Here is a 14,736-nt window from a genome sequence, read left to right on the forward strand (position 1 = left end):
GGCTCAGTTGATGCTGTCGCGTTCTTCACCGGCATAAACCCGGATCAGCTGAGCAACGGTACCGACCAGCAGGTCGGCTTCCTGATCGGACATGATCAGGGGCGGCAGCAGGCGTATGACACGCCCGCCACCCGTGACATTGAGCAATATGCCCTTGACCTTGGCCAGAACCACCAGCTCGCTGCCGGCTTCATTCAGTTCAATGCCGATCATCAGGCCCTTGTTACGTATCTCTTTTACATAAGGAGCATCGCCCAGCCGGGCGCGGAAGCCGTCGGCAATGCGGTTGCCCAGTTGTTCAGCACGCCGGCACAGGCCATCCTGTTCAATGGTGTCAATCACCGCCAGTGCGGCCGCACAGGCCAGTGGGTTGCCGCCATACGTAGTGCCATGGCTGCCCGGGCCCAGTACCTCGGCCGCTTTGCCACGGGCCAGGCAGGCGCCGATGGGGAAGCCGTTGCCCAGCCCTTTGGCGGTGGTGACGACGTCCGGCAGGATATTGGTGTGCTGATAGGCAAAGTAGCACCCGGTACGGCCGTTGCCGCTTTGAACTTCGTCCAGCATCAGCAGCCATTCATGCGCGTCACAGATATCGCGCAACTGCTGCAGGTAGTCGGGGGCCGGAATGTGAATACCGCCTTCGCCCTGCACCGGTTCAACCAGCACTGCCACCACGTTGGTGTTGTTGCGTGCTACCTGGCGCACGGCCTCGATGTCATCGTAAGGGACGCGGACAAAGCCGCTGACCAGTGGTTCGAAGCCCTGCTGGGTGGCGCGATTGCCGGTGGCGCTCAGGGTGGCCAACGTACGGCCATGGAAGGACTGTTCCATGACGATGATGGTCGGGGTGTCGATGTTGCGGCTGTGGCCGTAACGGCGGGCCAGCTTGATGGCTGCTTCATTGGCTTCGGCGCCGGAGTTGGCGAAGAAGGCGTTGTCCATGCCGGCGATGCGGGTCAAGCGTTCTGCCAGTTCGATCTGCAATGGAATGGTGTAGATGTTGGAGCAATGCACCAGCTTGGCTGCCTGCTCGCTGATGGCGCGGGTAACAGCCGGGTGGGCATGGCCCAGTCCCGTCACGGCGATGCCGCACAGTGCATCCAGATATTTGTTACCGTCGGTATCGTAAAGCCAGGCGCCTTCTCCACGCTCAAAGGCAACCGAAAGCCGGTTGAATACATTCATCAGTGGCTGCGTAGCCATGGGGAGTCTCCCTACAACGCAAAAAGGCAGCCATGGCTGCCGATAAAACAAACATTCTATGAGTCGCAACCCGGTTTGGCAATTCAATCAGCGGGCCGACGTCAACAAAACGACGGCAAATGCGGTCATGTTGGCGGCTTTGCCACGGCGTATCGGTGGTACAAAAGGGCCCAGGTCCGGTCTAACTTGAGTGGAACACTCGGTTATATGTTAAGCTGTGGTGCTTGAACGGATCCACGAGTCAGACATAGTAAAGGTGCATAGATGAGCGTAGTCGATACGATCAAAGAACAGATCGAAAACAATGCAATCCTGCTGTACATGAAGGGCACGCCCCGGTTTCCGCAGTGTGGCTTCTCCTCACGTGCCGTTGAAGCGGTGATGTCCTGTGGCGAGCGTTTCGCGTTCGTGAACATTCTGGAAAACCCGGATATTCGCGCCGAACTGCCCAAGTATGCCAATTGGCCGACCTTTCCGCAGCTGTGGATCAATGGTGAGCTGGTGGGCGGGTGCGACATCATCTGCGAAATGGCGGCCAGTGGTGAGCTGAAAGAGATGGTGGCAGCGGCATCCCAGGCGGACGGTGAAGCTGAGGCCTGATCAGCCTGGCTTGCAAGCGTTTACAAAAAAAACCGCGCCTTCGAGCGCGGTTTTTTATCGTGAACATCCCGTACCTCGCGGTGAACAGGCTCAGTCGCGTGTGGCCAGCAGCATGTCCCAGCCGCCCATGTCTTTCCAGTGATTGACGATGGTGCAGAATAGTTCAGCCGTTTTCAGGGTGTCATACAGAGCCGAATGAGCTTGTTTGCCGTCAAAGTCGATGCCCGCCAAGTCGCAGGCTTTGGCCAATACCGTGTGGCCATAGGCCAGGCCTGCCAGCGATACGGTGTCAAACGTGGAAAAGGGGTGGAAAGGGTTGCGCTTGACGTTGCAGCGTTCAGACGCGTTGGTGACGAAGCTGTGATCGAACGAGGCGTTGTGGCCCACCAGGACAGCACGTTTGCAGCCGTGAGACTTGATCGACTTGCGAATCGGCTTGAAGATCTTTTCCAGTGCATCCTGCTCGGCAATGGCGTTGCGCGCCGGGTCATAGGGGTCAATGCCGGTAAAGTCCAGCGCTGACTGTTCCAGGTTTGCACCCGCAAAGGGGATGACGTTGGCGTCATAGCTCTGATCAATCATCAGATAGCCATTTTCATCCATGGTCAGGGTGACGGCTGCAATTTCGAGCAAGGCATCGGTGCGCGGGTTGAAACCGGCGGTTTCAACATCTACAACGACAGGCAGAAAGCCCCGGAAGCGGTCTGCCATGGGATGAGGGTGGGCGCTGTGATGAGTCACGAAAATCCTTACTTGCAAGTTATAATTGGCCGCGGGCATTCTAACAGCCTGGCCCACGGCGTCAAAACGGCCTCAAGTCCGACGCTCGGCGGCCGTTACATTGCGTGAAATCGGATCTGTGGAGACGACAAATTTGAACCCCCGCTGGTTGGCCTTACTGATGTTGCTGTTGTTGCCGGGCTGGGTGCAGGCGGTGGTGTTTCGTGCGTCCATTGATGACTCGGTCTGGGAGATGGAAACCTCGCGTTTCTTTTGTCGTCTCAGTCAGCCCGTGCCGGCCTTCGGCCGTGCCCTGTTCGAGCATGAGGCCGGCGAGTCGTTGCGATTTCGTCTCACGCCTACCCAGACGGACCAGCTCAGCGGCGAAGCGCTGCTGGTGGCCAGGGCCTCGGCCTGGCAGCCGGGTATTGCGCCGGTGATGATCAGCCGGGTGCAGGTAAGCCCTGATAATGGTGGCCTGGAGCTGGACAGTGACGCGGCCAACCGGATGCTGGTGGCTCTGCACAAGGGTATGACGCCCACCTTTTCCAGCGAGCAATGGTTTCAAAGCGGCGAGCCGGTGGAAATTGGTATCTCTGCAGCCAACTTTCAATCGGCCTACAACGATTACCTTGATTGCCTGACCACGCTGCTGCCGGTGAACTATCGTCAGGTGGCCCGTACCGCCGTGCTCTTTCCGTCAGCCACTTGGCGGCTATCGGATGCCACTCGCGAGCGTCTCGACCTGATTGCGCTGTACGTCAAGACCGACGACAGCGTGAAGTCGATCTATGTCGATGGTCACTCTGACAACTACGGCCGTCGCCTGCTCAACCGAGACCTGTCCAAGAAACGGGCGGAAGAGGTCACGCGTTATCTGGTCAGTCAGGGTATCCCCGAGGACATGATCGTGACACGCTTCCACGGCGAGCGTTATCCGGTCGTACCCAATACAACGGCCGAAAACCGAGCGCGCAACCGCCGCGTGGCGGTGCGCCTTGAACGGGACTGACCTATGCAGCAGTTCAGCGTTCAGGTGCTTTCTGATATATTATAAACACTTGTGTCGAGTGAATTTTAGCGGCCGGGTGTCCATGGTGGACACCCGGCAATTGTTTCTGGAGCAGCAACATGTCCGACATTAAAAAGGTCGTCCTGGCGTATTCAGGCGGTCTGGATACTTCTGTAATCGTGCGCTGGTTGCAGGACACCTACAACTGTGAGGTGGTGACCTTTACCGCTGACCTGGGTCAGGGTGAAGAGGTGGAGCCTGCACGTGCCAAGGCGCAGGCCCTGGGCGTAAAAGAGATCTACATCGAAGACCTGCGTGAAGAGTTCGTGCGCGACTACGTCTTCCCGATGTTCCGCGCCAACACCATCTATGAAGGTGAATACCTGCTCGGTACGTCCATCGCGCGTCCGTTGATTGCCAAGCGTCTGATCGAAATCGCCAACGAAACCGGTGCTGATGCGATCTCTCACGGTGCCACCGGCAAGGGTAACGACCAGGTTCGTTTCGAGCTGGGCGCCTACGCGCTGAAGCCGGGTGTCAAGGTAATCGCGCCCTGGCGTGAGTGGGATTTGACGTCGCGCGAAACACTGATGAAATACTGCGAAGACCGCGATATTCCGGTTGATTTCAGCTCCAGCAAGAAAAAGTCGCCGTACTCCATGGATGCTAACCTGCTGCACATCTCCTACGAAGGCGGCATTCTGGAGGATCCTTGGGCGGAAGCCGAAGACGATATGTGGCGCTGGAGTGTCAGCCCGGAGCAGGCTCCGGATGAACCGACCTACCTGACGCTGACCTACCGCAAGGGCGATATCGTCGCGATTGATGGCAAAGAGATGACCCCCGCCACCGTGCTGGAGTATCTGAATAAGGTAGGCGGTGCCAACGGTGTCGGCCGTCTGGATATCGTCGAGAACCGCTTCGTGGGCATGAAGTCCCGTGGCTGTTACGAGACACCGGGGGGCACCATTATGCTCAAGGCGCACCGTGCCATCGAGTCCCTGACGCTGGACCGTGAAGCGGCGCACTTGAAAGACGAGCTGATGCCGCGTTACGCCAAGGTGATCTATAACGGTTTCTGGTGGTCCGAAGAGCGCAAGATGCTCCAGCAGATGATCGACTACAGCCAGCGCAACGTGAACGGTGATGTGCGCGTGAAACTGTATAAGGGAGCCGTGACTGCGGTTGGTCGCCGTTCAGAAGACAGCCTGTTTGATGAAAGCATTGCGACTTTCGAGGATGATGCAGGTTCTTACGATCAGAAGGATGCTGAAGGCTTTATCAAGCTGAATGCACTGCGCATGCGCATCGCGGCCAGCAAGGGCCGTGATCTGCTTGACGACTGATCCGCGCCTCTTTCACAGACCCGCTCAGGGCCATGCCGGCAGTGCCGGCATGGCCTTTTTCGTGCGTGTTCGACAGCAGGTGCGTCAATCTTTGCCGGATCTTCAGTCGGCGTGCTACTTTTCCATAAGTTCCTGATAGTGTAGGTTTATGGATACTCTTCTTTCTGCTAAAAAAGCGCTGATACTCGACAAGCGGCTGGATGACATGCGGACCCTCAAGGGGCTGCTGCAGCGTCTGGGCGTGGCTCAGGTCGAGGTGGCGTCATCGGTCAACATGGCCCTGTCGATCCTGCGGGAAGAAACGATAGACCTGTGCTTCATGGTGTATGACCTGGGTAAGGGAGAAAAAAACGGCCTGCAGCTGATGCATGAAGCACAGGCCGAGGGATTGTACCGCTTCGGTACCGGTTTTGTACTGGTGGCGGACCAGGAAGCGGCCTCGCTGCTGTTCGGTTCTCTCGAGTCTTCCCCGGATCTGTGCATCGAGAAGCCTTATCAGGAAGGGCGTCTGCGCATGTCGTTGCAGCGCTTGATACGCCTCAAACAGGCGATCAAGCCGCTGGATTCCTTGATGGACCAAGGCCGCTGGGTCGAGGCCTATGACCTGTGCGAGCAGAAGCTGCGGCAGTACCCGGCACTGAAGGTGTTCATGCAGCGGTTGCAGGGCATTATTCTGCTGCGCCTGGGGCGCTATGATGCGGCGCAGGCGCTGTTTGGCGATTTGTTGGAGGAGCGTGACCAGCACTGGATGCGGGTCGGGGTGGGGGTGGCCGCCTATCGGCGTATCGAGCTGCATCAAGCTGAAGAGGCACTGGGCAGCGTGATTCGTCAACAGCAGGTTTGTATTGATGCTTTCAGCTGGCTGGCGCGGTTACACCGTCTCAAGGGAGAGCTGAATCAGTCGATGACGTTGCTGCGCAAGTCCGTGCTGTTGCAGCCGACGGTGGCGCAGCTGCAGGCCGAGCAGGGCGATGTGGCCGCACGGCTGCAGGACTGGCGCATGGCTGTGGATGCGTTTCGGGCTGCGGTTCGTTTCGGGCGCTATTCGGCGTTTCAGCAGCCCGATTACTACTTTGCACTGGCTCAGGCGCTACGGGCGCGAATGGAAGACCTGCAAGGTGATGCCGTGCTCGAGGCCGAGCAGGAAGCGGTGCAAGTGCTGGAGCAGGTCGTGGAAGATTTCAATCACGACCCGGTGGCGCAATTCAAGTCGCGTCTGCTGCTGTCCGATGTTTTGCGCCACTCGCGGGACAAGGGGCGGGCAGAGCAGGCGGCGCGGGCTGCGCTGGAGATGTTTGACCAGCTGCCGCTGGAATACCAGGCGCAGTGGCTGGATCAATTGCTTGATGGTCTGGAGCATAGCGAGTCGGCCGCGCAGGCGCACGCCATCCGGCATGATCTAACCCCCAAAACGGTCAGCATCGACTGGGCCCGCATCAACCTGAAAGGGATGATGGCGTTTCGCAAGGGGGACGTAGCGGGGGGGCGTGAGGCATTCCTGCAGGCCTATCAGGTTCAACCGGAAAACCCCAGTGTCGCGCTCAACCTGGTGCAGGCTGAGTTGGAACTGCTGCGCCGGGAACAAAGCGATGATCCAGTAGTATCGATTCGCCGTTGTGATGACGTGCTCTTCAATCTGCAGTATGCCGCGCTGACGCACCGGCAGCAACAGCGGTACAGCAGTCTGGCCGAGCGTTTGGCAGATCGACTCAAAACCCGCCTGGGAACGTCTCGGGCCGAATCAGAATAACTGCTCGTCTTCACGCAGGAACAGTGCTTCATGCTGGCTGGGGGCGGCGCTGTCGGTCGCGGCGTCCGGGTTTGCCAGCGAGCGTGCTACCTTGCGGCTCAGCAGTTTGCGCTGGGCGGCGTCCGGCAGATCGGTGAAACGAATGACCTGACGCTCAATCAGAGTGTCGATCAAATCCTCCAGTATGCGAATGGTCGACAGATCCGATCCGTCCAGAAATTCACTGGCGGTGAAGTTGGCTTCATCCAGTGACAGGAACGCCATTACGTCCGGGTCGTTGGCCTGTACGGCCTTGGCATCGGGCAGTGGTCTGTCGGTCAGTGCCGAAATGCGGCCCGCTTCATCTCGCAACGCATACAGCATTTCATGGATCCTGAACTAAGCTGGTAGTGGCTCCAGTGTAGCCACCATTATCTCGGCTGTAACGTGCATTTCCGACTTTTCTATTTTTGAAACACTTGTTAGATTGATTACTCATTGATCAGGAATCTGACTGCATGGATGTCGAAAGGGACCCGCTGCTCCAGTGTCTGGTGCTGCTGACAGAACAGAACAATCGCCCCTGCACCCCTCAGGTACTGACCGAAGGGCTTCCGCTGGAGTCTGGCCGTCTCACCCCCAAACTGTTTCTGCGAGCCGCCGCCCGTGGCGGTTTTTCCGCCCGGCTGGCCCAGCGCCGGCTGGGTGAGTTGCCCAACCTGTTGCTGCCGGCGGTGCTCCTGCTCGAAGGCGAAGGGGCCTGTCTCCTGCAGTCGGTGGATGAGGACGCCGGCGAGGCTGAAGTGGTACAGCCGGAAAGCGGCGGCGCCGCCCGCATGACGCTACAGTCACTTGAGAACGTTTATACCGGGTACGTGATCTTCGTGCGCCCCGAGTATCGCCTGGGCGAGCAGTCCAGTCGGGTGCTGGGCGATCGTGACGGCCACTGGTTCTGGGGCACGTTGTGGCGTTCGGCCCGCATTTACCGTGACGTGCTGCTGGCGTCGGTGCTGATCAACCTGTTTGTGCTGGCCAACCCGCTGTTCGTGATGAACGTGTATGACCGGGTGGTGCCCAACCATGCGGTTGAAACCCTGTGGGTTCTGGCAATTGGTGTGGGCGTGGTGTACCTGTTCGATTTCGGGCTCAAGATGCTGAGGTCCTATTTCATCGAGGTAGCCGGCAAGAAGTCCGATGTGCTGCTGTCGGCCCGGTTGTTCGAAAAGGTCATGGGGTTGCGCTATGACGCCATGCCGAGCTCGGTCGGGGCCTTTGCCAGCAACCTGCGCGAATTCGACAGCATTCGTAATTTTCTCAGCTCTACCACCAACACCGTTCTCATCGATATTCCCTTCATGCTGCTGTTCCTGGTGGTGATCAGCCTGATCGGCGGGCCGCTGGTGATCATCCCGGCGATGGCGGTGCCGTTGATTCTGCTGTATGCCCTGGCTGTACGGCCCGCTCTGCGGCGTTCCATCGAGCGCACCTTCAGCTCCACGGCACAGAAAAACGGAACTCTGGTGGAGTCGTTGACCGCCATGGAAACCCTCAAGACCCAGCGGGCGGCGAGCCCCATGCAGGTACGCTGGGAAGAAGCCGTGGGGTATATCGCCCGCTGGGGGCTTAGGTCGCGCATGCTGTCCGCCTCGGTGGTCAGTTTTGCCGGTCTGGTACAGCAGCTGGCGTCGGTGCTGCTGGTGATCGGCGGGGTATACATGATCATGGAGCAGGATCTGTCCATGGGGGGGCTCATCGCTTGTGTCATCCTCAGTGGGCGCGCCATTGCACCGCTGGCACAGGTGGCCAGCCTGATCGCCAATTACGAACAGTCGCTTAAGGCGCTGAAAACGCTGGATGAAATCATGGCACTGCCAGATGAGCACGAGGCTGATCGGCATTATGTACACCGCCCTGATTTCAAGGGTGGCGTTGCTTTCAAGGAGGTGGATTTTACCTACCCGGGCACGGAATACGGGGCGCTCAAATCGGTCAGTTTTTCCGTCCAGCCCGGTGAAAAGGTGGCACTCATCGGCCGCATCGGGTCCGGTAAAAGCAGCATTCAGAAGCTGGTCATGGGGCTGTATCAGCCGACAGCGGGCGCCATTGCCATTGATGGCATCGACCTGAAACAGATTGATCCTTCCGACCTGCGTCGCAGTATCGGCTATGTGCCCCAGGACGTGATGCTGTTTGCCGGCACGGTCCGTGACAATATTACCATCGGCCTGCCGCAGGCAACGGACAAGCAGATTCTCCGCGCGGCTCGGATGAGCGGCGTGGAAGCTTTCGTCAATCAGCACCCGCTCGGGTTTGATATGCCGGTGGGTGAGCGCGGCAGTGCCCTGTCCGGGGGGCAGCGCCAGGCTGTGGCATTGGCGCGCGCGCTGCTGCACGAGCCGGCCATCCTGATTCTGGATGAGCCCAGCAACGCCATGGATAACGCCTCGGAAGAGTACCTGCGCCGTCAACTCAAGACCTTCGCCCGCGAACGTACGCTGCTGATGGTGACCCACAAGATGTCGCTGCTGGACTTGGTGGATCGGCTGATCGTCATCGATGACGGCTGCGTGCTGGCCGACGGCCCCAAGGATAGCGTACTGGAAGCCCTGAAGCAGGGACGCCTGCAGGTGAGGCGCTGATGAGCAGGCATTCTCGACCCCGTGCAGGGGATATCCGTTATACCAACAGCATCAGCGAAGCCATGCTGGAGCAGGCGCCGCGAGGGGCCAGCCTGCTGCTTTGGGCCGGGGCGCTGTTCATCGTGCTGGCGCTGATATGGGCTAATTGGGCCGAGCTGGACGAGATTGCCCGGGGCGAGGGCGAGATCATCCCGTCACACCAGTTGCAAGTGGTGCAGAACCTCGAGGGCGGTATCGTGGCCGACATTTTGGTGCGCGAGGGGCAGCTGGTCGAGCGTGGCGAGGTGCTGCTGAAGATCGAAGACAAGCGTTTTGCCAGCTCCTTCAAGGAAAATCAGGTGCGTGAAGTTGAGCTGCAGGCCCGTGCCGCACGACTTGCCGCCGAAGCCAATGACGAACCCTTCAGCATGCCGCAGGACTTTGACCCGGCCTATCGGCGCTTGCTTGAACAGGAGCTTGATCTGTTCGAGTCGCGTCAACAGGAGTTGGCCAGCAACCTTGAGGTGCTGGTCCGCCAGCGTCAGCAGCGCGAGCAGGAGCTGGTCGAAGCCAATTCGCGCATTCGACAGCTGCGGGGCAGTTACGGCCTGCTGTTGCGAGAGCTGCGCATCAGTGAGCCGCTGATGCGTGAGGGGGTCATTTCGGAGGTGGAACATCTGCGCCTGCGTCGCCAGGCCAATGACCTGCGGGGCGAGATTTCCGGCATTGAACTGAGCGTGCCGCGTATCGAGTCCGCCATCAGCGAAATCGAGCAGCGCCTGCAGGAAATGGAGTTGCAGTTTCGTAACCGCGCCCGTGAAGAACTGAACGAGGTGGTGGCGGAGCAGGTGCGTCTGGAGCAGGCGCTGTCCGGGATGCAGGACCGGATCAGCCGCACCGATGTGCGCGCGCCCATTCGCGGTACGGTGAAACAGCTGATGATCAATACCATCGACGGTGTCGTCAAGCCGGGTGACCCCCTGCTCAGCATCGTGCCCTTCGAGGACAAGTTGCTGGTGGAAGCGCGGATCAAGCCTTCTGATATCGCCAATATTCGCCTGGGGCAGGATGCCGTGGTCAAGGTCAGCGCCTACGACTTTGCCATCTACGGTGGCTTGGATGCGAAGGTGGTGTTCATCTCGCCGGGCACGATCATGGACCCCGAGGCCAAGCTGCCCTACTACCTGGTGCGGCTGGAAACAGCGGCGCCCTATCTGGGCAGTGAGGCCAGCCCGCTGCCGCTGATGGCGGGCATGACGGTCGGCGTGGATATTCTGACCGGCAAGAAAACCGTGATGCAGTACCTGCTCAAGCCGATCAACCGCGCGTCTCAACGCGCCCTGACGGAGCGATAGACATGCACATCGAGCTTTATGCCCCGCACCCTGATCTGATGCAGCGCTGGCAGCAGGCCCTGCACAGTGACGCACACTGCTGTACCCGTCTCGAAGACGCACTGCGGGGGGGCGAGCCGACCCTGTTGCTGGTGCACTGGAGCGGACTGGATGCCCATTGGCAGCGGACGCTGCTGGCCCGGCCGTGGCCGGGGGCACTGGTGGCGCTGGTCGACCGGCCCAGCCCGGAAGAGGGGGAGTGGTTGCTCCGGCACGGGGTCAGCGGCTATGCCAATACCTATATTCAGCCGGAGCTGTTGCCTGAACTGGTTGCCAGCGTCATGCGGGGCGATGTCTGGGCCGGCCCCGAAGTCATGCAGGGCCTTCTCAAGCGGTTGCTGGACCGCCAGGAGCCGGTGTTGCGCCCGGCCGATGACTGGCATCTCAGCGGGCGCGAGCAGGAGGTGCTGGCGCTGCTGGCGCAGGGGCTCAGCAACAAGCTCATCGCACGCCAGCTGGAGATCACCGAGCGTACGGTCAAGGCACACGTCAGTGCGATTCTGGAAAAGTCCGGCGTACATGATCGGATTGAGCTAATTTTAAAGCTGAGCGGCCAGACGCTCTCGGACTCACGGAATGCAGGAGCAAAGATATGAGATTCAAGCACTCGATGCTGGCGCTAGCGCTGAGCCTGGGCGCGTCAGGCTGGACCCATGCCGCAACCTTGCAGCAGGTGGTGGTCGACAACATCGACCAGAACCCTGAAGTACAGCAGGCGCTGCAGAGCTATGCCGCGGTATTGCAGGAGATACGTCAGGCGCGGGCCGGGTACTACCCGACGCTGGATGCCAGCCTGGGCTATGGCTATGAATGGACCGACAAACAGAACGGAATACAGGACCAGGAACTGGACCGTCGTGAAGCACGGTTGAACCTGAATCAGATGATCTTTGACGGCTTTGCCACCCGCAGCGAGGTCGAGCGCCAGCAGGCACGGGCTGCGTCCCGCGCCAGCAATTACAAGGATACCGCGCAGCGTTACGTGCTGACGGCTGCACGGGCCTACCTGGAAGTGCAACGCCGCGAACAGCTGCTGCAGCTGGCCAAGGAAAGCCTGTACAACCACGTGACCCTCTATGATCAGATCCGCCGTCGCTCCGAGTCCGGCATGGGCACCCTGGCATCCCTGCAGCAGGCCGAAGGCCGACTGGCACTGGCCGAAGTGAACATGCTGGCGGCCGAGAACAACCTGCGCGATGCCCAGGCCAGCTATCGCCGAGTGGTCGGGCAACCGGCGCCGGATACCCTGGAACCCTTCGACAGCAGCACGTTGATGCTGCCGGAAACGCTGGCGGCGGCGGTTGAAAAGGGCCTGGCCAACCAGCCGATTGCCGGCTTGGCTCAGGCGGACGTGGAAGCGGCCGTGGCCCAGCGGGATGCCGCCAAAAGCCGTATGGCGCCGCGCCTGGACTTCGAGGTCGAGCGCCGCTGGGACCATAACATCGACGGCATTGAAGGTGATGACGAAGACCTGACCGCCATGCTGCGCTTGCGTTACAACCTGTACAACGGCGGCGGCGATCAGGCCCGCATCCGTCAAACCGAGCACCAGATCGGCGAGGCGCAGGCGATTCAGCGCGATGCCCAGCGTCAGATTCGTGAAAGCGTCGAACTGTCCTGGAATGCGCATGAAATCCTGCAGCGCCAGCTGGAGCACCTGGAACGTCATGTGCGCTCCAGCGAGGATACGCGCAACTCCTACAAGAAGCAGTTCGATATCGGTCAGCGGTCTCTGCTCGACCTGCTGGATACCGAGAACGAGGTTTTTTCGGCCAAGAATCAGCTGGCCGAGGCCCGGGTCGACAGTGAAATCGCCAAGCTGCGCATCCTGACCGGCACCGGCGAGCTGCTGGAGGCACTCGAAGTGTCGTTGCCGCCAGTGGAAGCCACGGCAACTGACGCGGATTCCGGCGCCCCGGAAGTGGTGGCCGGCGGCCAGTAATTGCATCCTTCGGCGCCGGTAGCTTAAAATCCGGCGCAGCCAGAGGTCTTTCTGAAGGGTTGTCCGCCGGGCAACCCTTTTTCATTTAAAGGATGCACCGAGCATGAAGTCACACAAAATACTGGAAGCGCCGATCCCGATGCGCTGGGTCGGCCCCATCAAGATCAGCGGCGATGTGCTTGACGAAAAGCTCAGCGTGCCCCTGGCCACCTATGAAACGCCGCTCTGGCCGTCGGTCGGGCGGGGGGCTCGGGTCTCCAACCTGACGGAAAAGGGTATCGTGACCACCGTCGTGGACGAGCGCATGACCCGCTCCATCCTGCTGGAAGCCGATGATGCCCTGGCGGCACATCAGGCGCTGCAGTCAATCAAGTCGCGCCGGGCCGATCTCAATGCTGTCGTGGCGACCAGTAGCCGCTTTGCTGACCTGATCGACATGCACAGTCAGATCGTCGGCAATCTCATCTATCTGCGCCTGGAGTTCACCACCGGTGATGCCTCCGGCCACAACATGGTGACCAATGCGGCGGACAAGCTGATCCCCTGGATTCTGGCCGAGTACCCGCAGCTGCGCTACTCCTCCATTTCCGCCAACTACTGCTCGGACAAGAAAGCCACCGCGGTCAACGGCATTCTGGGGCGCGGCAAGTATGTGGTCAGCGAAATCCTGATCCCGCGCGCTGTTTGCGAACGTCGACTCAAGACCACACCGGAAAAAGTGGTTGATCTGAACATCAAGAAAAACCTTATAGGTACCCTGATGGCCGGCGGCCTGCGCAGTGCCAATGCGCATTACGCCAACATGCTGCTGGCATTTTATCTGGCCACCGGCCAGGACGCGGCCAACATCATTGAAGGCTCCCAGGGTGTGGTGCATGCCGAGGTACGGGAAGGCGATCTCTATTTCTCCTGTACCCTGCCCAACCTGATTGTGGGATCCGTGGGCAACGGCAAGGGCATCGACTTTGTGGACGAGAACCTGCGTCAGCTGGGATGTCGCGAGGCACGCGAGCCCGGCGCCAACGCCCGGCGCCTGGCGGCCATCTGCGCGGCCACCGTGCTCTGTGGTGAACTGTCGTTACTGGCGGCGCAGACCAACCCGGGTGAACTGATGGAAGCCCATATCAAGCTGGAGCGGTCATGACCGACCCGACCAACGAGCGCAAGATCGAACATATCCGGGCCATCGAGCGAGACCCGGCCACCGACCGTGACAGCCAGTGGTTCGATCGCATTTTGCTGACCAACCGGGCTCTGCCGGAACTGTCACTGGACGCGATCGACCCGAGCACCCAATTCCTCGGCAAGCGTCTTAGCTTTCCGCTGCTGATCTCTTCCATGACCGGGGGCGACCATGAGCTGGTACGCACCATCAACACCAACCTGGCCATCGCCGCCGAACGGTGTGGCGTGGCCATGGCCGTAGGCTCACAGCGGGTCATGTTTACCCATCCCGCGGCCGAGGCCAGCTTTGCCTTGCGTGAGCATGCGCCCACCACGGTACTGATCGGCAACGTGGGCGGGGTGCAGCTCAACTACGGTTTCGATCTGGACAAGTGCCGCCGTGCGGTCGAGGTGCTGGGGGCCGACGCGCTCTATTTCCATCTCAATCCGCTGCAGGAAGCGGTGCAGCCGGAAGGGGATACCGACTTCCGTGGCGTGGCCGACAAGATCGGTGCCATCCGCCGTGAACTGAATGTGCCGGTGCTGCTCAAGGAAGTGGGGGCCGGTTTGTCGGCCGCCGATATCGCCCTGGGGCTGGAGCAGGGCGTGACCCACTTCGACGTGGCCGGCCAGGGCGGTACCTCCTGGAGCCGTATCGAGCACCATCGCCGTCACGACGGCAATGACATCGGCATCCGCTTTCAGGACTGGGGGCTGCCAACGCCGCTGGCTCTACAGCAGGCCGCCCCCTTTGCCGACCGCGCCACCCTGATTGCCAGCGGCGGTCTCAGAGATGGGATTGATATGGCCAAATCTGTTATACTCGGCGCCTCGCTGTGCGGCATGGCAGCCCCTCTGCTGCAGCCGGCGATGGAATCGGCCGAAGCCGTGGCAGCCGTCATCGAGCGACTGCGACGGGAATTTATCACTGCGATGTTTCTGCTCGGTACGCCGGATATGGCGGCGCTGTTCCGAAACAGGGCGCTTATTGTCCACGAGCGTTGAGGA

At 60.2% G+C, this 14,736-nt stretch carries 13 protein-coding genes; 10 read left to right on the plus strand and 3 right to left on the minus strand.

What is annotated here, in order from left to right; all coding sequences use genetic code 11:
* Nucleotides 1-3 precede the first annotated feature (3 nt).
* A complete protein-coding gene (locus KTN04_RS07380) occupies nt 4-1,203 on the minus strand; it encodes an aspartate aminotransferase family protein (protein ID WP_217334577.1) in 1,200 nt (399 codons plus the stop codon).
* A 264-nt stretch (nt 1,204-1,467) separates the two neighbouring features.
* On the opposite strand from KTN04_RS07380, the gene grxD reads away from it, so the two are divergent.
* The gene (gene grxD, locus KTN04_RS07385) at nt 1,468-1,803 is read left to right on the plus strand and encodes a Grx4 family monothiol glutaredoxin (protein WP_217334578.1); all 336 of its coding nucleotides are present in this window, start codon (nt 1,468-1,470) and stop codon (nt 1,801-1,803) included.
* A gap of 90 nt (nt 1,804-1,893) precedes the next feature.
* Here the strand turns inward: grxD and rnt are convergent, their stop codons facing one another.
* Nucleotides 1,894-2,514, minus strand: coding sequence for a ribonuclease T (rnt, locus tag KTN04_RS07390; protein WP_254262442.1), 621 nt, complete (start codon nt 2,512-2,514; stop codon nt 1,894-1,896).
* Nucleotides 2,515-2,677: 163 nt separating this feature from the next.
* Between rnt and KTN04_RS07395 the strand changes: the two genes are divergently transcribed.
* The 3 genes from KTN04_RS07395 (at nt 2,678) to KTN04_RS07405 (ending at nt 6,631) form a co-directional block, all read left to right on the plus strand.
* Nucleotides 2,678-3,535, plus strand: a complete 858-nt coding sequence (locus KTN04_RS07395; RefSeq protein WP_254262430.1) for a flagellar protein MotY — start codon at nt 2,678-2,680, stop codon at nt 3,533-3,535.
* 119 nt (nt 3,536-3,654) lie between these two features.
* Nucleotides 3,655-4,881, plus strand: coding sequence for an argininosuccinate synthase (locus tag KTN04_RS07400; RefSeq protein WP_217334580.1), 1,227 nt, complete (start codon nt 3,655-3,657; stop codon nt 4,879-4,881).
* 148 nt (nt 4,882-5,029) lie between these two features.
* A complete protein-coding gene (locus KTN04_RS07405; RefSeq protein ID WP_217334581.1) occupies nt 5,030-6,631 on the plus strand; it encodes a hypothetical protein in 1,602 nt (533 codons plus the stop codon).
* Here the strand turns inward: KTN04_RS07405 and KTN04_RS07410 are convergent.
* Nucleotides 6,623-6,994, minus strand: coding sequence for a hypothetical protein (locus KTN04_RS07410; protein WP_217334582.1), 372 nt, complete (start codon nt 6,992-6,994; stop codon nt 6,623-6,625). The two genes, KTN04_RS07405 and KTN04_RS07410, sit on opposite strands and share 9 nt — an antisense overlap.
* A gap of 134 nt (nt 6,995-7,128) precedes the next feature.
* On the opposite strand from KTN04_RS07410, the gene KTN04_RS07415 reads away from it, so the two are divergent.
* The 6 genes from KTN04_RS07415 (at nt 7,129) to fni (ending at nt 14,733) form a co-directional block, all read left to right on the plus strand.
* Nucleotides 7,129-9,249: a type I secretion system permease/ATPase gene (locus KTN04_RS07415; RefSeq protein ID WP_217334583.1), complete on the plus strand. Its 2,121-nt coding sequence runs from the start codon at nt 7,129-7,131 to the stop codon at nt 9,247-9,249.
* Nucleotides 9,249-10,583: an HlyD family type I secretion periplasmic adaptor subunit gene (locus tag KTN04_RS07420; RefSeq protein ID WP_217334584.1), complete on the plus strand. Its 1,335-nt coding sequence runs from the start codon at nt 9,249-9,251 to the stop codon at nt 10,581-10,583. The genes KTN04_RS07415 and KTN04_RS07420 overlap by 1 nt, the downstream gene beginning before the upstream one ends.
* A 2-nt stretch (nt 10,584-10,585) precedes the next feature.
* Nucleotides 10,586-11,218, plus strand: coding sequence for a response regulator transcription factor (locus KTN04_RS07425; protein WP_254262431.1), 633 nt, complete (start codon nt 10,586-10,588; stop codon nt 11,216-11,218).
* Nucleotides 11,215-12,564 carry a TolC family outer membrane protein gene (locus tag KTN04_RS07430; RefSeq protein WP_217334585.1) on the plus strand — a complete coding sequence of 450 codons (1,350 nt, stop codon included), beginning with the start codon at nt 11,215-11,217 and terminating at the stop codon, nt 12,562-12,564. Before KTN04_RS07425 ends, KTN04_RS07430 begins: the two co-directional genes overlap by 4 nt.
* A gap of 103 nt (nt 12,565-12,667) precedes the next feature.
* Complete coding sequence (locus tag KTN04_RS07435) at nt 12,668-13,708, plus strand: hydroxymethylglutaryl-CoA reductase (protein WP_217334586.1); 1,041 nt, start codon at nt 12,668-12,670, stop codon at nt 13,706-13,708.
* Complete coding sequence (gene fni / locus KTN04_RS07440) at nt 13,705-14,733, plus strand: type 2 isopentenyl-diphosphate Delta-isomerase (protein WP_217334587.1); 1,029 nt, start codon at nt 13,705-13,707, stop codon at nt 14,731-14,733. Before KTN04_RS07435 ends, fni begins: the two co-directional genes overlap by 4 nt.
* Nucleotides 14,734-14,736 lie beyond the last annotated feature (3 nt).

The sequence above is a fragment of the Marinobacterium weihaiense genome, assembly GCF_019061305.1.
In the GTDB taxonomy this organism is placed as follows: Bacteria; Pseudomonadota; Gammaproteobacteria; order Pseudomonadales; family Balneatricaceae; genus Marinobacterium; species Marinobacterium weihaiense.